This is a genomic window from Pseudomonas sp. 382 (assembly GCF_002759075.1).
GTDB classification, from domain to species: domain Bacteria; phylum Pseudomonadota; class Gammaproteobacteria; order Pseudomonadales; family Pseudomonadaceae; genus Aquipseudomonas; species Aquipseudomonas vlassakiae.
Map to the genome: position 1 here is coordinate 1 of NZ_PEMX01000025.1, position 19,409 is coordinate 19,409.

Here is a 19,409-nt window from a genome sequence, read left to right on the forward strand (position 1 = left end):
GGGGAACGTTTCCTGCCCGCTGATTGCGTCACTGCAAGGGAAGAAAGAACCGCGCAGTGCGGACGCGGTGTAGCCCGAGGGAACTACGCCTTAGCGTGCTTTATTTTCCGTTTTCTGAGGCGACTCCAACGTCAGAAAAGACCGTGCGGTCGACTTTTGATATTTCGTGCTGTCGCCTTCTGAAAGTGACACCTAACTGGATGTCAGGCAAGGCGCATCACGCCGTCAGAATAGAGTCCGCTTTCACATTCTTTGACACATGCTTGCCAAGGTCATAGATTTCAGCCTGACAAATTCAAGGCTTCGGGCGCAATGGAACCAAAAACCAACGCAAGCCCTGCCGCCCATCCAGCCCATGGAGGCATCTTGCAGGGACAACGCATCGGTTACGTCCGGGTCAGCAGCTTCGACCAGAACCCGGAACGCCAACTTGAACAGGTCGAGGTCGGCAAGCTGTTCACCGACAAAGCCTCGGGCAAGGACACCCAGCGTCCCCAGCTGGAGGCCATGCTCGGTTTCGTTCGCGAAGGCGACACCGTGGTGGTGCACAGCATGGATCGCCTGGCACGAAACCTCGATGATTTGCGCCGCCTGGTGCAGAAGCTGACCCAGCGCGGTGTGCGCATCGAGTTCTTGAAGGAAGGCCTGGTGTTCACCGGCGAGGACTCGCCGATGGCCAACCTGATGCTGTCGGTCATGGGGGCCTTTGCCGAGTTTGAGCGCGCCCTGATTCGCGAGCGGCAGCGCGAGGGCATCGCCCTGGCCAAGCAGCGCGGTGCCTACCGGGGCCGCAAGAAAGCCCTCTCCGACGAGCAAGCCATCACGCTGCGGCAGCGGGCCGCTGCGGGCGAGCCGAAGGCGCAGCTCGCCCGCGAGTTCGGCATCAGCCGAGAAACCCTCTATCAGTACCTTCGCAAGGACGACTGAACCATGCCGCGTCGCTCGATTCTCTCGGCTACGGAGCGCGACACCTTGCTTGCGTTGCCGGAAAGCCAGGATGACCTGATCCGCTACTACACCTTCAACGACTCCGACCTGTCGCTGATCCGCCAGCGGCGCGGCGACGCCAACCGCCTGGGCTTCGCGGTGCAGCTCAGCCTGCTGCGCTACCCCGGCTATGCGTTGGGCACCGACAGCGAGCCGCCCGAGCCGGTCATCCAGTGGGTGGCCAAGCAAGTTCAGGCCGACCCGGCGAGTTGGTTGAAGTACGGCGAACGCGACGTGACTCGCCGCGAGCACGCCCAGGAACTGCGCACCTACCTACAACTGGCCCCGTTCGGCCTGTCCGACTTCCGCGCCCTGGTGCGCGAGCTGACCGAGTTGGCCCAGCAGACCGACAAGGGCTTACTGCTGGCCGGTCAGGCCCTGGAGAGCCTGCGACAGAAGCGGCGCATTCTGCCGGCGTTGAGCGTAATTGATCGAGCTTGTTCGGAGGCCATTGCGCGGGCCAATCGCCGAGTCTACCGCGCCCTGGTCGAACCACTCACGGACTCGCATCGGGCCAAGCTGGACGAGCTGTTGAAGCTCAAGGCCGGCAGCAGCATCACCTGGTTGACCTGGCTGCGACAGGCACCGCTGAAACCGAACTCCCGCCACATGCTCGAACACATCGAGCGGCTGAAGACATTTCAGCTGGTGGACTTGCCCGAAGGCCTGGGCCGACACATCCACCAGAACCGCCTGCTCAAGCTGGCCCGCGAGGGTGGGCAGATGACGCCCAAAGACCTCGGCAAGTTCGAGCCGCAGCGACGCTACGCGACCCTGGCCGCCGTGGTGCTGGAGAGCACCGCGACGGTGATTGATGAGTTGGTCGATCTGCACGACCGTATCCTGGTCAAGCTGTTCAGCAGCGCGAAGCACAAGCATCAGCAGCAGTTCCAGAAGCAGGGCAAGGCGATCAACGACAAGGTGCGCCTGTACTCGAAGATCGGCCAGGCTCTGCTGGAAGCCAAGGAAAGCGGTAGCGATCCCTATGCCGCCATTGAGGCGGTGATTCCCTGGGACGAGTTCACCGAGAGCGTCAGCGAGGCCGAGCTGCTGGCCCGGCCGGAAGGCTTCGACCATCTGCACCTGGTCGGCGAGAACTTCGCCACTCTGCGCCGTTACACGCCGGCCTTGCTGGAGGTGCTGGAACTGCGCGCTGCCCCGGCTGCGCAAGGCGTGCTGGCAGCCGTGCAGACCCTGAGCGAGATGAACGCCTACAACCTGCGCAAGGTGCCGGCCGATGCGCCCACCGCCTTCATCAAGCCGCGCTGGAAGCCGCTAGTGATAACCCCGGAAGGCCTCGACCGGCGCTTCTACGAAATCTGCGCCCTGTCCGAGCTGAAGAACGCGCTGCGCTCCGGTGACATCTGGGTCAAGGGCTCGCGGCAGTTCCGCGACTTCGACGACTACCTGCTGCCGGCAGAGAGGTTCGCCGCGCTCAAGCATGCGCAGGCTCTGCCCCTGGCGATCAACCCGAACAGCAACCAGTACCTGGAAGAGCGCTTGCAGCTGCTGGACGAGCAGCTGGCCACCGTCACCCGCCTGGCCAAGGACAACGAGCTGCCCGATGCCATCCTCACCGAGTCCGGGCTGAAGATCACCCCGCTGGATTCCGCGGTGCCCAATACCGCGCAGGCGCTGATCGACCAGACCAGCCATTTGCTGCCGCGCATCAAGATCACCGAACTGCTGATGGACGTGGACGACTGGACGGGCTTCAGCCGCCACTTCACACACCTGAAGGACGGTGCCGAGGCCAAAGACCGGACATTGCTGCTGTCAGCGATCCTGGGCGATGCAATCAACCTCGGGCTGACCAAGATGGCCGAGTCGAGCCCCGGCCTGACCTACGCCAAGCTGTCCTGGCTGCAAGCCTGGCACATCCGAGACGAAACCTACTCGGCGGCCCTGGCCGAGCTGGTCAACCACCAGTACCGTCATACCTTCGCCGCTCACTGGGGCGACGGCACGACCTCTTCTTCCGATGGCCAGCGCTTCCGGGCGGGTGGTCGAGGCGAAAGCACCGGCCACGTCAACCCGAAGTACGGCAGCGAGCCGGGGCGGCTGTTCTACACCCACATCTCCGACCAGTACGCACCGTTCAGCACCCGCGTGGTGAATGTCGGCGTGCGCGACTCTACCTATGTGCTCGACGGTCTGCTGTACCACGAGTCCGACTTGCGGATCGAGGAGCACTACACTGACACGGCTGGCTTCACCGATCATGTCTTCGCCCTGATGCACCTGCTGGGCTTCCGCTTCGCACCGCGCATCCGCGACCTCGGAGAAACCAAGCTGTATGTTCCGAATAGCGTCCAGGACTACCCGACATTGCGCCCAATGGTTGGCGGCACCCTGAACATCAAGCACGTCCGCGCCCATTGGGACGACATCCTGCGCCTGGCCAGCTCGATCAAGCAGGGCACGGTCACCGCCTCGCTGATGCTGCGCAAGCTCGGCAGCTATCCGCGCCAGAACGGCCTGGCCGTGGCCCTGCGCGAGCTGGGCCGGATCGAGCGCACGCTTTTCATCCTCGATTGGTTGCAAAGCGTCGAGCTGCGCCGGCGCGTGCATGCTGGACTGAACAAGGGCGAAGCCCGCAACTCCCTGGCCAGGGCGGTGTTCTTCAACCGCCTCGGCGAGATCAGGGATCGGAGCTTCGAGCAGCAGCGCTACCGGGCCAGTGGCCTCAACCTGGTGACGGCCGCCATCGTGTTGTGGAACACGGTGTACTTGGAGCGCGCCACCCAGGCGATGGGCGATGCGGGGAAGTCGGTGGATGGTGAGCTGCTGCAATACCTGTCGCCGCTGGGGTGGGAGCACATCAATCTGACCGGCGATTATGTCTGGCGGCAGAGCCGCAGGCTGGAGGACGGGAAGTTTCGGCCGCTAAGGCTGCCCGGAAAACCTTAGCGTACGATTTTTTCCGTTTTCTCTATTCGCCCCGAAGAGGGATGTGCCCCTGAGCCTCAAAGCTCGTGATGCGTTGATCCAGCTCGGGGCACGGACGAAGGGCAAGGTGTTTGGCTATACCGCTAATGGGTTGAAGTCGGCCTGGCGCATCATGCTGCAACGGCTGGACATCAAGGACCTTCATTTCCACGACCTCCGGCATGAAGCCTGCTCGCGCCTCTTCGAGCTCGGCACACTCGACATTATGGAAATTGCTGCGATCAGTGGTCACAAGAGCCTGGCGATGTTGAAGAGGTACACCCACTTGAAAGCGTCCCGATTGGTGAAAAAGCTTGAGGGGAACAAGCACCGTGGCCAGCAGGTGATCATCAATCACCTGGTGCCGTATCCTGCTGTCGTTTCGGAAACACCCAGCGGCGTCACCGTGCGGGTGCTCGACTTCGATGGTGTACAAGGCGCTGGGGGTACTGCAGAGTTGGCAAAGCGAGTGGCGGAAGATGCGCTGCTACGTCATCTGATGGTGTCGTTAAGGGACAAGGAGCCTATTCCAGCTCCTGATCAGTATCTGGAGCAGGTTAACGAGGGCGAAATAATCATGCTCGACCCGTTGAGCCAGAATTGCCCCTCAGATGGGGCTCACACTTTTTTGCGGTGATTAGGTGATGTCTTGAGATTGCCCAGGCCTTGTGGATTGGGCATCTTGGGGCAATCCTATTGCCAATCCGGTGTGTGGACAGCCGCCGGCTCGGGCGAGCTTGGCGGATGGCAAATCGGCATTAACGGCAATACTGGGTACAGCGGCACCGGTAGCGTAACGGGTAGTCTGTTTTCTGGAACCATCAAGTGTCGGTCCAATGTATGCGGTGGTTTCGGATACGTGTTCTGTGGCAGTAGCGTCAGCTGTGCTGTGGCGAATGCAGGGGTCCTTACCCATTACAATTTCTATGGGTACACGGTTGGGGTTAAAGACCTACCAATAACCTCATCGATAAGGGAGTGGTGAGATGAATAGTTTGGATTTTCTCGTTTTCATCAAGGCCACTATTTCCAGCTTGAGCTCACAGCATGCTCTTCTTGAGCAGTTGGCGACCAAAGAACACTCTGAGGCTGTTGCAGAGTCTGCTAAAGCATTAGAGACTTTGCGACAGATTTCTCGAGGCTTGGCCGATTCCGACCAAATTTCGTCACTAGACCAACACTTGAACAACTTATTAAAACTACAAGGCCAGGCAAGCAGTTCGACGTAACGCATAACCATCTTGCCAATCCGGTGCTTGGAAAGCAGTGTCGGCAAGGTTTGGGGGAGCATATACAGGAGTTGGGTCAATGACCGAATCAGGATGTGGTATTGCCAACCCCCAAACAGGTGCATGTAGTTGTCCGTTGGGATTTTCCTCAAACCTCACAGGTTTCAGTTACGCAGGTGCAACTCCATACTATTGGTATCACGTTTGCCAAAAGTAACCATCTTGCCAATCCGGGGTGTGGGCTGGCAGTGGTGATAGAAAACTTAAACATGAAGTTAGTCCAGCAAACACCTGGTATGCCGCCAACCAAGTTTGCGGTTCCAAGGGTGAGAAATGGCATTTGGCAAGCCTGTCGGAAATGCACATTTTGAGATCAATGGGGCTCAATAATGGAGTCTATTACTGGACTAGTGAATGGGGCTCGGCAGCGGCCTTCACTTTCCGCCTCAGTGACGCAGCCTTAGATATAGCTTCAGGTGGAGCAGCAGTTCCATTCTTTTGTGTCCAATAGGTTTGCCAATCCGGGGTGTGGAAATCGGGCGGTTCTGCAGATGGTGTAGGTTCTGGCTTTATGACTGGGATAACCGGGCAGTACGTGAATAGATTTACCGGTGGATATAGCTGCCCGACGGGACTGGTTCCAAACCTGATCGGAGGTGTCCAGATAGGTGGCTGTAATCCATGCCTAACTTACTCTTGCAGCAAGCCTTAACAGGTTTGCCAATCCGGTGCGTGGCGGCAGGCTGCAGCAAAATTTGAGCTGACCGCCGAATACATTGCCGGCTACCAACAAACAGTCCGCATGATTGCGAGCACTGAAGGATTCTGCTTTCCCACCCTGATCAGCATGGCTTCTTTGAATAACTACGATAGTTATTGGGGGAAGATTTACATAGGGGCTGATGGTTTCTGGTATCTATCAACTGCTGATAGCTCATACCCAAGAGGGCAAAGTATGTACGCGCGATGCGTGCGATCCTAGTAGCAGCTTCAGGCGTCTAGTTACATGCGATCACATAGCTACATGCACCGCCTGGGTTGAATGCACCTTTGTCATAGAAGCCACAGGTTACGATCCGATTGCTATCAGCGTAAGCGTAATTACCGCCAGCATAATCGGGTCTCGGGGCAGGGTGAGGGTTTGACGCATCGGAAGCCGACCAAGTACAGCTATCTTGGGTACTGCCGCTTGGAAGAGGGATTTGCTGGCCGTGGGTGATAAATCCAGTAAGAACCTTTCCACCGCCAGCTGAACGCCACACCCCGGATTGGCAAGAAGGTGTGAGGCACTGGCAGGTAAGGGGCGCGCCCAGGTTGTTTTTCGACTGGATGCCGATCTTCGGGCACGCCTGTCCTTCAACAGCGGTGCTCTCGATATCCAGATACTCCCCAACTGTCACACGTCCGTCCGCCTGCAGTGTCCCGCCGCGGATTTTTCCGCCTGTCAACAGGCCCTTGTCGTTAAGAACCCTGACCCAGTCTGCATCAGCTTGGTAGATGCCGCCCCCCCACTTCTCGTTCACCCACCCAGTGTCGTTCTGGCTTCTGAACCAGCCGTCCTTACTGGTGATGTCGCTCGTCGCGGTGACCGCGCGGGCATTGTTGATGTCGTTGCCACCCATATCGATCGCGGTGTTCATCCGGTTGTATTCAGGGTGGCCTGGGACAGCGTTGCGGTAGAGGTAGTCGTTGGCCAGCTCGCCGTCCATCAAGAAGAGCGCGCTCGCGGTATGTCCCTGCCCAGGGTTGATGCCGTAGTTGCTGAGCGCCACTTCCCATCCACCTCGCACACCCTGGATGACTCCGGGCTTGAGTGACGATATGAATCCGCCCGGCCCGCCAAGATGCTCAGCGATGGTCCGAATGCCGAGTTCCGGGATGACCTGGCCACCGGTGGTCACCACAATGGCCTCGAGCTGGTTAGCGTTGAGGCGCCTGGCCAGGCCGACGATGGTCTGGCCGAAGCTATTGGTCGAGCTGAAGCCCGCCGGCAGATATTTGGTGTTTTGCATCATGTCTACGGTGACCTGGACAGGCGTAGTCGGGCCAGCATTGCTGAGCACCACGGAGTAGTTGTCCTTGAGGTACTTGGCAAAAGCGTCAGCGACAGTCCGCTGGTGTTCCGCGGCGATCCGGTAGTCCTGCTGGTTGCCGTAATTGAGCATCCACCAACCCGCGAGAGACAGCATGATGCTCATCACTATCAGGCCGAACAGGCCATCAATGGTAAAAAATCCAGCCTGCCCGCGTTTACTGGCCATGCCAGAGACTCCTGTTCGATTGGGTGACGATGTCTTGCTCGATCATCTGAAGATGTCCGCTGCGGATCTTCTCGCGGATGGACGGCGCGTCATCCAGGGTCAGTGACAGCGTTTGGAGTGTGAGTCGCGGCTGTCCGTGGTCTGGACGGAGGAGGGTTTGGTGAATGACCACAGTCAGCCCCTGTGAGAGCACCTCCAGGGCATTCGGCATGATGGGCTCGGCAAGTACAGCCAGGCGCTGGATGGAGCTCCCGATGCTGCCGCCGTGCCCAGTGGAGAAAATGAGATGGCCATTGATGGATGCTTTGATGACTTCAGCGGCAGTGGCCGTGTCTCGAACTTCACCGACCAGGATGAGGTCAGCGCGAGTTCGAAGAGCGCGTATCAGCGTTTCTGAATAGCCGCCTTGCATACGGGAAACCGGCAACTGGATGCAGCGGCCAGAGCCATGTTCGCCTTGGAGGAGCGTTTCCGGCGGGTCTTCTACAGTCAGGCCCAGGCCGCCGCGTGATGTCAGGCGGGCCTTCACCGCCGAGGCAGCACTGCTGGTCTTGCCGGTGCCCATCTCACCAGCGAAGTACACCAGGCCCCGGGTTTCTTCGGCGAGCAGGCACTCGTAAATATGGTCCGGTAACCCAAGATCCTCGAGAGGGATGATGGTTGCTCTTGACCGATTCAGCACAAAAAACGGCTTAGTGAAGACGTCCAGGTTGTACGTCACTCGCAAGAGCACGCGATCCTCTAACACGAGGGCGAATTCAGGCTCACGTGTTGTCTCGTACTGATGCAGACACCGCGCCCTCAGTTCCTGGATCTCGGTCAACCACTCCGGAGGAGCGGCGGCCTTGCGGGGCTGACCTGCCAGCCCCTTCACATCGGCAAAATCATGGCCAAGATAGAGGTCCACGAACTCAGCATCTGCAATCAAGCTCACGCTGGCAGCCTTCAGTAAGTAGTCCAGGAGATCGAGTTCATTTCGTTGGAGCAGCTTGTTGTAGCGGCGGCGGGAAGGACCTCGCCACTGGTTGCCGAGCCACCATTGATGGCGGTGGTGGTCTGCTTGTCCTTGGCGATCTTGGTGGTCAGCGTGATGCAAGCCGCTTTGGGGACGTTGCTCTCGGAGAGGGTGAAGGTCATGCCATTGCTCACAAGCGTGACGGCGCCGTTCCACTGGTTGGTCAGGGTGGTGCCCGAAACGCCCATTGAGCCGGTTCCGTCGATAGCGATCAGCGAAGGCACGAGATTAGTCCCCGATGTGCCATATCCAGAAGATCCCTTCAGCTTTTTGGCGTTGGTGATGATGGTGGTGATGTTGCTTTGCTCTACAGCGGCATCGGAACTCCCCAGCATCTTGTAGCCGATCCAGGCGATGAAACCTAAGGCGATGGTAATGAGCATGATCCACATCACGCCGTCGATGGACAGGAAGCCACGTTGGTTTTTTGGGGTAGAGAGTGTCATTGGTTGCCTCTGGGCTGTGTGCTTAGTGTTGGATTGAGTCCATCAGGCCTATGGCCAGCTGGAAGATGCCGACCATCACGAAGATCATGAGCAGGCCCATGATTACTGCGGATAGGGCTGTAAGGGACTTCGAGACCGTTTCCACCCGCTTGAGCATTTGCTCGAGCCAGCGATTGGCGAACCTCTCCATCGATGCGGCGAAACTTTGGCGTGTGGCCAAGACCTGCAGGAAATGGATGGCCATCGGATCCGGGAACTGGTGCCCGGCTAATTTGAGTGCTGTACCGAAGTCTTTACCCGAACTGACGCCGTAGTTGATGGCGTCGATCCTTTCTCGCAGCCAGGGAGAGGCGCTCCGGCTGAGAATGCTGAGCGCACTCAGTTGGCCCACCCCGGCGCGGAGCATCACTGACATGTTCAGCAGGAAGATTGAGCCGTGCAGGACTTTGTAGATTGACCAGGGGGGAATGCCTTCGAGCCGCAGCCTGGTGGTCTGCAGTAGCAAGCTGAGCTGCGTTTTCCAAACCGGGCTGTTCGGTCGAACCTGCAGGCCGCAGAAGTATGGGAGGGTCACGAACGAGACGACGACCAGGGTCAGCACGACTGCAACGATCAGAAGTCCGTAGTTCGTGACTACCTTGGAAATTACATAGAGCAGACTTGGGATGCCGGTCCACAGCTCTGGATCTTGCCGCTGAGCCATCGACGGCACCATCCAGGTGGCGATGACATACAGCAGCGCCCCCATGAGGCTCCAGGTAATCGATGGAAGCGCTACGACGGAGACAACCAGGCGAGAAATGCGTTGGCGGGCCTCGATGAGCCGAACGCAGTCCCGGAAAGCCTCCACAAGGTTGCCGGTTTTCTCCCCGGTATCGACCAGGGAAGCCTCGTCATATGGCAAATGGCTCCTGCAGGCGTCGGCGAGAGATTTTCCTCCCCGCACTAGCATCGCCACCTGACCACAAATGACTGACACGGGATGCATCGTTTTACCGTCATTGCTGAACGCCTTGGCAACGGTCTCCAGTGCTTCTTCGATCGGGATACCGTCCTCCAGGACGCCCATCAGGCTCTCGTAGAACTGGATTCGCTCGTTCTTCCCAAACTGCTTTGCATAGAAGGTGACCGCCCAGCCCTGGGCGGCCTCCCGTACACCTGTCCAGAAGTCCTGAAGCAATTCAAACATCGGATTGCTCCATCAGCTGCCTGTCGAAGTCGAGCGGCCCAGCGAAGAGCTCGGCATCGCGTGGGTCTACTATCCCGCTGGTGACTTTCATGATCCCGTGGGCGATCTTGGTGATGCCACCCATCTCGTTGACCCAGTACCTGCGCGCAGCGCTTGCACCGCGCTTGGTGAACGTATCCATGAGCTTGACGTTGGTCAGCAAGGTTTCGGCGATAACGGTGCGATCGACGACCCCAAGGTTCCTGCACTTGCTACAACCTTCACCGACCAGATTGACTTGGTCGACGATCTGCAGCTGCTTCAGCCGGGCGAAGAGATCCTTGCTGATGCCGTGGTTATGCTCACGCAGCGGGATGCGGCAAGCAGGGCAGAGCACCGGCACTAATGACTGGTTAGCGATCCCAGTGGTCAGCAGTGGATCGGTGACCAGGTAATCAGCCACGCCCATGTCAATCAGGCGCTGGATGGTGGCGATCACGTTGTTCGTGTGCAGGGTTGACCAGCTCTGGTGACCAGTCATGGCGCCGGTGTACGCCGCCTGGGCTGACGCCAGGTCGCGCAACTCACCGTACATGAGGACATCTGGGTCAAGCCGTACGGCATTGGTAATACCGTCACCCCAAGTCTCGCCGGCGTAAATCGGTGACTGGTTAGCCTTGAGCGGATACTCAGGGGGATGCTCGAGCGTGAGGATGTGCCTGGAGCCACCAGTCTCGTCATACAGCGCGTTGAGATTGACCTGCAGGGTCTTGGATTTTCCGGATCCTGTTGGGCCAGTAATCAGGTTAAGTCCGTAAGGCAGGCTCCGCAGTCTTCTGAAGTGCTCGATCTGCTGAGGCAGGAAGCCGAGCTCTTCGAAGCTCTGCTTGGAGGTATCGTCGTACAGCAGACGCATCACCATCAGCGGGCCATCCACCAGCGGCCGGGTTGCAACCCGAGCGCCGTACAAGCCCAGTTGGTCGACAAACTTACGGCTGACGCGGGCATCCTGAGCGATGTGGGGCTGGTAGTAATCGCCAGAAACATCGCACATGCTGTTGTACAGAGCAGCGCAGAATTCACGCCCTACGTCGCTCTTTTCCTGGCGTACCTCCTGAAGGACCCCATACAGCCGATACTTGATCCGGGTGACATCGTGCGAAACGACGATGTGAACATCACTGGCGCCGCGCCGGTGGGCGTCCCCCATGAACTCCACCACCTGGGCTTGGCGCTGGGTTTCGACAAGTGCCTTCATGCCCCTCGACGCCGAGGCTTGATACAGCGTCTTGATCTCAGTCATCGAGGCTAAGACCACTTCGTAGTCAATGCCTTTGTGCTCAAGCTGGTCCATGAATGCCATCACGTAGGGGTCACTGACGTGTTGGGGAGAGATGTACAGCTTCCCATCGGCGGTCATGGCCAGGACCTGGCGCAAGTCTTCCTTAATCGCATGAGGGCCGCCTGGGGCGGTCAGTACCGCCACTGGCAACGGCGCCAAAGTCAGTTCGGCAGGCTCAAGATCGACGGGCTCTGCGGATAGCTCGGTCATGGTCAATACTCCTCAGGGTTGGCCGGGCAGGAGGCCGGGGAGGCTCTGTTGTGGCTGAGATACCACCCGGTTACCGAATCCAAGTGGGTATCGCTTTCCCTCCTTGGTCAGCACGACCCCATCGAGCGTGATCTGTTGGACCCGGAAACCGTTCGGCAGCTCGCTGCCAGGCTTGGCGTCAAGCTCGCTGCCGTCGCTGTAGATCAGGCTTGCCCGTAATTTCTGTCCGGAGCCGCTGATTTCTTTCACCACCGGCAATGCCGATTGGCGCGGCCCTGAGGATGTAGCCGTCATGGCGGGAGTGAGCCCGACAGTAGGAAACTGCGTCACTGGCTGGGGGGGGCTAGGTAGTGTGCCGTTTGCCTCGAGCTCTGCCTTCGCGCGTTCGGCTTTTGCCTTGAACAAGATGGTTTCGCTCTGCACCTTGCCGAGCTCGCCGACGCTGATGGCTGAGAGATCTGTCGCTGTCTGTGCTCCGGCAATTGGCATCCAGAGCGTGAGCAGGATCAGGCTGAAGTTATTTCGCATACAGGACTCCTGTGACTGACCAGATCAGGTGGTCGGCCTTGTATTCGGTCTTGATCTCCTGCAGGCGCAGCCCTTGGGTTGGAGCGCCATTGAAGGAGTCGTAGGGCAGCACGCCAGAGGTGTACGACAGCTGGTACTGCTGCCACTGGGGAGGCGGCGGCGGAGGTGGCGTGGGTTGACCTGGCAGAGCAGGTTCCTGAGGCGTAACAACGGGGATCGGTTGCAACTGCGGTTCCTGAGAGAAACCATGGAACCAACTGGTCAAATTCTCCAGAGCATCTCTGGCCTCAATGAGGGCGTCGTCACCGGCAGCATCAAGGGAAATGTCGAATTTCAGCAGCCCGGTCTTACCCTGATTGATGAACTCCGGGCGGATAGAGAAGAGTTCTGCGACAGCCATCGTGAACTCGTGAGCGGTGCTGTTACCTGCGCGTTCGTAGGTCGCAATAACCTGTGAACTGTTGCACTTTGCCTCCATGAAGGGCCAGCCGCGGATACTCAGCGGCAATCGGTTCATGAACCTGCTGCAGGCCTCAACGAAATCGGTGACCGAGGGCTGTTTCGCCCAGGGGTGCTCCAGCGCCTGGATGGGTTGTTCCGTGCCTGTTTGCCTCTGCAGCTCGGCCAGCTCCTCGAGGCGTTTCTTCTCCGCCTCGATGGCAGCTTGACGCGCGATCTCTGCCTGATGGGATTTCCATTGTGACCAGGCCAGTAGCCCTCCACCGATCAAGAGGGCCACCAGGAGCAACTGAGCCAGCTCAGGCTTGGACATACCGAACACGAGTGGACGCAGCCGGTATTCACGCTTGAGCCGGGACGGCTGGAGCAGCTCATCGATGTCGATGAGGTCGCCGCCCATGCCAAACTCGGTTGGTAAGAACTCTCGCTCAAACTGGATGCCGCGACTGCGTTGCTGCAACACCCGTTTACGGACTTCCGATGCCGTGGCAATCAGGTCGCAACCCGGGATGATCCTGCCCTCATGGACAGCGACGATGGCATAGCGATCTTGATCGGCGTCGACGGCCCAGGCAGCAATCCATGAATCACCGAGCTGGCCAGCCAAGGTCGCAGCCAGCGAGTACATGCCTTTGTGAACGTCAGCGGAGCGGGAAACAAAGCCCGCCTGGATCATGAGCGACGTTCTTCGGATAGCCACGATGTCCAGGCCGTGCTCATGGCCATACTGACGGGCTTCCTTCATGTAGCTGGTCATGTTGCCCAGGGGCGTCCAGAGCATGCCAGTGACGAAGACACGCCCCCGGTGCTGGATGGTCTGCACCCGGCTCGAAGGTTTGTGTGTATCGGTGTTCATGAGCGCCGCCACTTACAGGTTGTCCGGGAGGACGATTGGTGTCACCAGTACCACCAGGGCGCTGTGGGACGTCGAGCGGGTTCGCCCACCGCCCAAGCCAAAGAAGCTAGGACTGCCAACGCCGGATTTACGGGCGTCATCCCCGTTCTCGTCGAACCCAGTCAGAATCAGTGTCTCACCGCTGCGCAGACGGACCTTGGGCGCCACGTTCTTGGTGTCGTAGTCCGTGGTCTGGACCTTGGAGTCGTTGCTCTCGAAGTCCTTGAAGATTGGCTTGCTGCTGATGCTGAGGGTGATCATCAGCAGCATGTTTTCTTTGTCCAGGAGCTTGGGCAGCAGCATCATGTTGAAGCCACTGGTGATCGTCGCCGGTGTCAGTGCGGTGCTGGAACCGACGGAAGCGGTGGTGGTGGTCGAGCTGGAGGCGACATAGCTTTGGACGTTGCCGATCTGGATCGGTGCCGGCTGCAGGTTCAGCGTGGTCACCGATGGCGAGCGCACTTCGGAGACGCGCCCCTGTTCTGACAGGGCTTGCACGACGGCCTTGGAGCCTGCCCACGGAGAGCTGGACGTATCCAGAATGCTGCCGCTGGCAGAGATCGCCTCGGAACTGATGCCGGCGACGGTGTTGCTCAGGCCGAAACCCCATTTCCCGGAGATGGACTTGTAGACAGCGCTCCAGTTGACAGCCGTCTGGTCGCTGTCGCTGAAGTTAACCTCGTAGACCTTGACGTTGAACAGCACCTGTCGAGTGATGCTGCGGTTGGTATCTTTCAGGTAGGCCGAAATTCGATTCAGCACCTCCGGCCGGTCGCTGACGGTGAGCGTGCCGGTAGAGCGAGAGAGATACAGCCGCCCTGGAGGCTGCATGCTGAGCATGGCCTTGACGTTGCTCTCGATGTCGCTCATCAGTGAGGTTTTGTACGTCGACTTGGTGCTCTGGTTGCTGCCGGATTCACCCGTGGCTCCCCCCGAAGATGTCGAAGAGCCCGAGTCGCCGTTGCCGGTGGAGGTCAGCAGGCCCGACTTGACGGTACTCTCGATCTCCAACTCGTCGCCGAATGTCCAGACGTCGAAGGTGCGGGTGTCGAAGTAGGTAATGCGCACGCCCTGCAGCTCAGGGTCGAAGTGCCACGACAGCCCCAGGCGTGAGGTGGCCTGGTTAAGCAGCCCGGAGGTTTTGCCGTTGTAGTTCAGGCCGGAGATCAGTCCTCCGCTGCCGAGGCCCAAGTCGAATGAGCTTGCGCTGCCAGGCATTGCCCCCGCCATGCCATTTGGCAGAAGACCCGCTAGGCTGTCTGGATCAGGTACAGCCTGAGCGGCGCCGCGAGCGGTAGTGCCGGCAGACTTCGAGGAGAGGATCCCGGGGTTCAATGCGTCAGGCGCTACAATGACCTGCAGCCCGGTTTCCTTGGTGATCAGCTGAGCCACGTCGGTGATCGACACTGGGCCTGCAGGCCGATAGGCAATGTCACGGTCCAGGCTGAACGGGAGCCCGCGCCTGGTCACCAGCGGCTCAGTGGAAACCCAGGGCTTGTTGCTGAAAACGACCGTGTCGCGGTTTTGTTGTGGCTGCTGGTTCTGCAGGAACTTGGTGTACTGGCCAGCCGTGCGGCCCTGGAACTCTGCTCGGTCGAACGACTCATTAACCCGTTGCACGGCACAGCTGCTCAGCAGGGCCAAGGCGATCGGGGTCAATGCCCAGCGGACCCAAGAAAACTTGTTCATTTCTTCTTCCTCTCAGCGACGTACAAGACGCTCTGGGAGCCTTCGCTACCGTCGACGACGAAGGATCGCGGGGCATTGTCGTAGAGCGGGAACAGCTGCTTAATGGCTTCCTGGAACGGGCCTTCGAAGTGCAGCGGTGCCTCGATCGGATAGTTGAGGTCTTCCTGGGCCCAGATCACCCGCCACCGGGCTTTTTTGGCCCATTCTTCAACGGTATCGCGCAGGGTTGATCCAACTTCGGCCGTCCATACTTGGGGCAGCGGCCGGGGTGGTGTGGCGGGCTTGACCTCGATGGCCGGGGCCACCACTGCTGTAGTGGTCACGGCAGCCGCTGGCTTGGATGCTGCAAGTTGGTTGGGCGCATTCGGTGCTGGGGACGCAGGTGTCGAAGGTTTAGCCGCGGTGGTTACCATCGCAGCCGGGATAGAGCCATCCTTGGCGGGTGCCATTGGGGGGAGCGCGGGAGCCACTGCCGCTGGGGCTGCGACAGCGGGTGTAGTCGTGGAGATGGGGGCGGGAGTAGGCACTGCGGCGACGACTACGCCTGGCGTCGAGGCTGGTGTGGCGGGGCTGGTTCCAGGAGCCCGCGCTTTGTCGGCGTAGAGTTGGCCTGCCGGCGTCGACGGGGTTGGCAATTGGTAACCGGGGCGAAGCACGAAGCACACCTGACGGTTCACCTCATCGACTTTCACCTGCCAGGCCGGGCCCGCGAGGACCTGCAGGGTGTTTCGCAGAGTCATTGGGCCGAGCTTGTACTGGGCTGCTGGCAGAGGTCGGGTGTACAGGATGTTGACGTGTTGCGAGCTGGGCGGGCAGAGGGCGTAACCTGACCGGTCGACCACGTAGAGCATGGCGTCCCGAACGCTGGGGTTCATGCTCGATGGGATGGTCACGTCGATGATCTGTGCCATCAGGTCGCGCTGGCTCGCGTCGGGTTGGGTGCTCACCAAGGTGTAGCGGCCATACCGAACGACGGGTTCCTTCTCCGGACTTGCTCCGTTCGGGTAGATGTCCGGAGACAGCCATTCGGGATTGCGGCTGCTATCGAACGCCGGCTTCGGCGGCTGCTCAGCCTTCTGAATCGCACAACCCGCAACGAGTGCGGCGAGCGAGAGAGTGGTCAACTGCCTGATCATGAGGCCCCCTGTAGTCATTGAAGGCAACGGTGACAGCCGATAGCTTTCCGCGCAGCTGGAAATCAATATCTCGCAGGACCAGATTTTTCCGGTGGGCTGATGAGTTCGTGCAACGGGTTGTCTTGGGTGCCCTCGGCAGCGGCCAGGGGGGCATGATTTTCTTGGCGTAAGGCTGATCGGCCTATCGCTGAGAGTATCTCTTGGCCTAAAGTGCATTTCATCACCGCCCAGGTCGGCGATCATGTCCGCTTCAATACCAAATTAAAAAAGATAACCATGAAAGAAACACTAGGTAGGTTGTATTTGTGGCAAATAGCACTGGCTAGGGTTTTGGATCTCCTGGCGCTTATGCAACGAGTAGACCGCTTCTGCAGAACTGGAAGGCCAAAAAATATTACTGAGCTGTATGATCAGGAACGTCGCAGATTAAAAACTGGTCTGCGACTTGAGGGCGAGGCATTAGATAGTTTTGAATCAGAGCATGGCTCCTTGTTTCCTGATGTTCACGATGTTCACCTTATTGATGAATTAATCACAGAAGAAATCATTATAAAGTTGTGCACTATTTTTAATTCTGGTTGGGGTAAACCCGGGGTTATTGCGGGAAATAAGAAATCGTTTTGGGAGCCGATTGTCGCTGAGGTGATTTCTGAGGCCTTCTCAGGTGACGTTAAAGTCAAGTTTTATGAGTTTCTAGAGGCCGCGAAGGGATACAGAGACAAGCATGGTGCCCACTTTGATCACGAAAGCTTCAACATGACTCATGGGGACAAAGAAATCGGTGAGGATGGGGTTATCTACAGCGTAGGATGGACCAGCGCCTTACTGACTTTTGATTGGGTTTTTGTGAATGAGACCCTGCCAGTATTTGCTAAGGCGTTGAACTCCTATATCGCCAAGTTACAGAGAGACGCCGGTATAATCTGATGGCCCATGTTTGGCAGCAATGCATCGGCCTGTTTTCCAAGGATTTAGGTTGGTAGTAGTCATTGGGTTCACGTTGAAAGGGTTAAGTTTCGGAGCTATATCATTCATGAGCTCAAACTGTGATTCCCAAGCGATCCTACTTATTGGATAGTCGCTGCAAGCATTGCCTTGGCCAGCGCGTCCTGCTGCTCTTCCGGCTCAATGAGCTCCAAGCTGACTTGGCGCTTCGCTAAGAGCATCTGCCAGAGCTGCTGATCGATGCTGTTCTCCACGAGGGGGATCTTCACGATCACCGTCCTGAGCTGACCATTCCGGTACGCCCGGTCCTCGGCCTGATCCTGTTGTCCGGGTGTCCAGGGCAGGCCCAGGAAGAAGACGTAGTTGGCGGCCGTGAGGTTGTTGCCGGTACCGGCGGCTTGGGTGGTGCAGATGAAAGCCCTGCAGTCGGGGTCGCCCTGGAACTTGTCGATCGCCTTCTGGCGTTTGGTGAGTGTGTCACTGCCGACCAGGGTGACGTTCCCGATACCGGCTGCATCGCACAGCTCCTTGAGGCGCGCGACGGTGGGTTTGAACTCGCAGAACAGGATGACCTTGTCTTCGGGGTCCAGCTCGCCCAGCAGGTCCATAGCGACTCTGACCTTCACCTGTTCCAGGTAATGGCGAAGCGCGCCGAGCCTGGCAAAGATGGGCCTGTCCTCGAGGCGAATGCTGTCGTACTTCTTCCGCTCCTCCACCCCCATCGCCACGGGCAGCAACTGCCGGTGCTTACCCTTGAGCCCGGGCAGAACGTCTTTGCGCCGGCGAAGCATCCAGTCGCCCAGTTCTGCCCGGAGGTTTTGCCGGAACTCTGGGCTGCCGGCGAAGCGTTCGCAGAAATCGCTGAGGGGCAACTGGCCGACCGGGTGCCCCGATAGACGTAGCAGGGTGTGCAGCTCTGTCTCGCGATTGAGGACAGGCGTGCCTGTCAGCAGATAGCGATTCGGCACCTTGGCTGCGATATCGAAGCCATGGCGTGTACGCTCGGCAGTCGGCTCCTTCAACTGGTGCGCCTCGTCGACCACTAGAACGTGGTAATGCTCAGCCAGCAGCACGTAGTCGCCGAGACGCTCGTAATTGATCAGCATCCATTGGACCAGCGGGTCGTGCTTCTGCACAGCGACTGTCGCGTCGGGGTAGACCGCCAGGATTTCGCGCTGCCAGTTGATCAGCAACGAGGAAAGGGTCACCACCAGGATCGGGCGACCGGCTGCACTGATATGCGCCGCGATAATGGCCTGGCGCGTCTTGCCGAGGCCCATATCATCAGCCAGCAGTGCGCTGGTGCGCTGGAGCAGGTGAGCGATGCCAGCAGGCTGGTGATCGAGCAGGGAATAGCCGACCAGGGCCTGGGCGATCGTGGCATCTGAGAACTCGGTGCGTTCAATCGGCGAGACGGCAGCGAGGTAGATGTCGTTGGAGCTCTCCTCACCGCTGGCGGCTGTCGAGGGTTCCTGAGGAGCACCGCCCAGGCTGATGCGTGGAATGTCTGCTGCTGGAACCACAGAGCCATCGCCCAGGAGCTCCTGTACCACGTCCAGGATCTCGAACTGCTCCTCCACAAGACCGAGCTCCAGGACCAGGTTGCTGCGCAGGATTTCGGCGGTGGCGTTGACTCGCCACGAGCTGGATTTGCCCAGGAACACTCCCCGCATCCGGCGGGCCACTGCAACTACTCCAGGATGATAATCTCCGGACAGCAGCACACCGCCGTCGGCGAGCGGGGCAATTCGCAGTAGCATTCCCGAGATGAACGCGTCCCGGCGTGGGTTGGCCAGCGCGCTCTCGATCTTCTGGCGGAAGGCCTGCCATGACTCAGTGACCTTGCCACCGGCCAGCTCGATCAGCTGGTGGTACACCAGGTCCAGCTCGTCGATGAGCTTGGCCTTGGGCACGCGCCAGTAGCGGCAGAGCGGGTGATCACTGCGGCGAATGAAGAACCCGCTCCGTGCGAACATGACCTTGTTTGCGCCTTCAATGTAAGGCATGAGGATGCCCATGTCGTAGCCGTCGAATACGGCGGCTTCGAGCAACACTGGTTGGCTATTGAGGAGGCGTGGCCGTTTCAATTGGCGTCCGCGCTCTTGGACTTCATCGGCACAGTCTGGTCCAGGTGGTAGGCAGGCACCCATCGGGTTAAGAGTACTGAGCCA

15 protein-coding genes and 1 pseudogene are annotated in these 19,409 nt (G+C 59.1%); 6 read left to right on the top strand and 10 right to left on the bottom strand.

Annotated elements, in window-relative coordinates; genetic code table 11:
- The 5 genes and pseudogenes from CQW31_RS22370 to CQW31_RS22390 all read left to right on the top strand — a co-directional run.
- A pseudogene (locus CQW31_RS22370) lies at positions 1-73 on the top strand (MerR family transcriptional regulator); the annotation flags it as partial.
- A gap of 293 nt (positions 74-366) precedes the next feature.
- Positions 367-927 (top strand): recombinase family protein, encoded by a 561-nt coding sequence (locus CQW31_RS22375; protein ID WP_003090771.1) that lies wholly within the window; start codon positions 367-369, stop codon positions 925-927.
- A 3-nt stretch (positions 928-930) separates the two neighbouring features.
- A complete protein-coding gene (locus CQW31_RS22380; protein ID WP_003090772.1) occupies positions 931-3,897 on the top strand; it encodes a Tn3 family transposase in 2,967 nt (988 codons plus the stop codon).
- Positions 3,898-3,940: 43 nt separating this feature from the next.
- Complete coding sequence (locus CQW31_RS22385) at positions 3,941-4,552, top strand: site-specific integrase (protein WP_023628936.1); 612 nt, start codon at positions 3,941-3,943, stop codon at positions 4,550-4,552.
- A 349-nt stretch (positions 4,553-4,901) separates the two neighbouring features.
- Complete coding sequence (locus CQW31_RS22390) at positions 4,902-5,144, top strand: hypothetical protein (protein WP_038705588.1); 243 nt, start codon at positions 4,902-4,904, stop codon at positions 5,142-5,144.
- 998 nt (positions 5,145-6,142) lie between these two features.
- Here CQW31_RS22390 and pilV read toward each other — a convergent pair.
- From pilV to CQW31_RS22435, 9 genes are read right to left on the bottom strand one after another with little or no spacing between them, the layout of a single operon-like run.
- Entirely contained in the window at positions 6,143-7,405 is a 1,263-nt protein-coding gene (pilV, locus tag CQW31_RS22395) for a shufflon system plasmid conjugative transfer pilus tip adhesin PilV (protein ID WP_023628937.1), read from the bottom strand.
- Positions 7,395-8,339: an ATPase, T2SS/T4P/T4SS family gene (locus CQW31_RS22400; protein WP_023628938.1), complete on the bottom strand. Its 945-nt coding sequence runs from the start codon at positions 8,337-8,339 to the stop codon at positions 7,395-7,397. Before CQW31_RS22400 ends, pilV begins: the two co-directional genes overlap by 11 nt.
- A gap of 11 nt (positions 8,340-8,350) precedes the next feature.
- The gene (locus CQW31_RS22405) at positions 8,351-8,866 is read right to left on the bottom strand and encodes a type 4 pilus major pilin (protein ID WP_023628939.1); all 516 of its coding nucleotides are present in this window, start codon (positions 8,864-8,866) and stop codon (positions 8,351-8,353) included.
- A 22-nt stretch (positions 8,867-8,888) separates the two neighbouring features.
- A complete protein-coding gene (locus tag CQW31_RS22410) occupies positions 8,889-10,055 on the bottom strand; it encodes a type II secretion system F family protein (RefSeq protein ID WP_023628940.1) in 1,167 nt (388 codons plus the stop codon).
- A complete protein-coding gene (locus tag CQW31_RS22415) occupies positions 10,048-11,586 on the bottom strand; it encodes a GspE/PulE family protein (RefSeq protein ID WP_023628941.1) in 1,539 nt (512 codons plus the stop codon). Before CQW31_RS22415 ends, CQW31_RS22410 begins: the two co-directional genes overlap by 8 nt.
- Positions 11,587-11,598: 12 nt before the next feature.
- Positions 11,599-12,114: a type IV pilus biogenesis protein PilP gene (gene pilP / locus CQW31_RS22420; protein WP_023628942.1), complete on the bottom strand. Its 516-nt coding sequence runs from the start codon at positions 12,112-12,114 to the stop codon at positions 11,599-11,601.
- Positions 12,104-13,429, bottom strand: a complete 1,326-nt coding sequence (pilO2, locus tag CQW31_RS22425) for a type 4b pilus protein PilO2 (RefSeq protein ID WP_028692969.1) — start codon at positions 13,427-13,429, stop codon at positions 12,104-12,106. Before pilO2 ends, pilP begins: the two co-directional genes overlap by 11 nt.
- A 12-nt stretch (positions 13,430-13,441) precedes the next feature.
- The gene (locus tag CQW31_RS22430) at positions 13,442-15,157 is read right to left on the bottom strand and encodes a PilN family type IVB pilus formation outer membrane protein (protein WP_023628786.1); all 1,716 of its coding nucleotides are present in this window, start codon (positions 15,155-15,157) and stop codon (positions 13,442-13,444) included.
- Positions 15,154-16,293 (bottom strand): TcpQ domain-containing protein, encoded by a 1,140-nt coding sequence (locus tag CQW31_RS22435; protein ID WP_038707446.1) that lies wholly within the window; start codon positions 16,291-16,293, stop codon positions 15,154-15,156. Before CQW31_RS22435 ends, CQW31_RS22430 begins: the two co-directional genes overlap by 4 nt.
- A gap of 210 nt (positions 16,294-16,503) precedes the next feature.
- Between CQW31_RS22435 and CQW31_RS22440 the strand changes: the two genes are divergently transcribed.
- Positions 16,504-17,220, top strand: a complete 717-nt coding sequence (locus tag CQW31_RS22440; RefSeq protein ID WP_212632384.1) for a hypothetical protein — start codon at positions 16,504-16,506, stop codon at positions 17,218-17,220.
- Between the two features lie 140 nt (positions 17,221-17,360).
- Here CQW31_RS22440 and CQW31_RS22445 read toward each other — a convergent pair whose 3' ends face one another.
- Positions 17,361-19,325: a DEAD/DEAH box helicase gene (locus CQW31_RS22445; RefSeq protein ID WP_023628784.1), complete on the bottom strand. Its 1,965-nt coding sequence runs from the start codon at positions 19,323-19,325 to the stop codon at positions 17,361-17,363.
- Between the last annotated feature and the right edge of the window lie 84 nt (positions 19,326-19,409).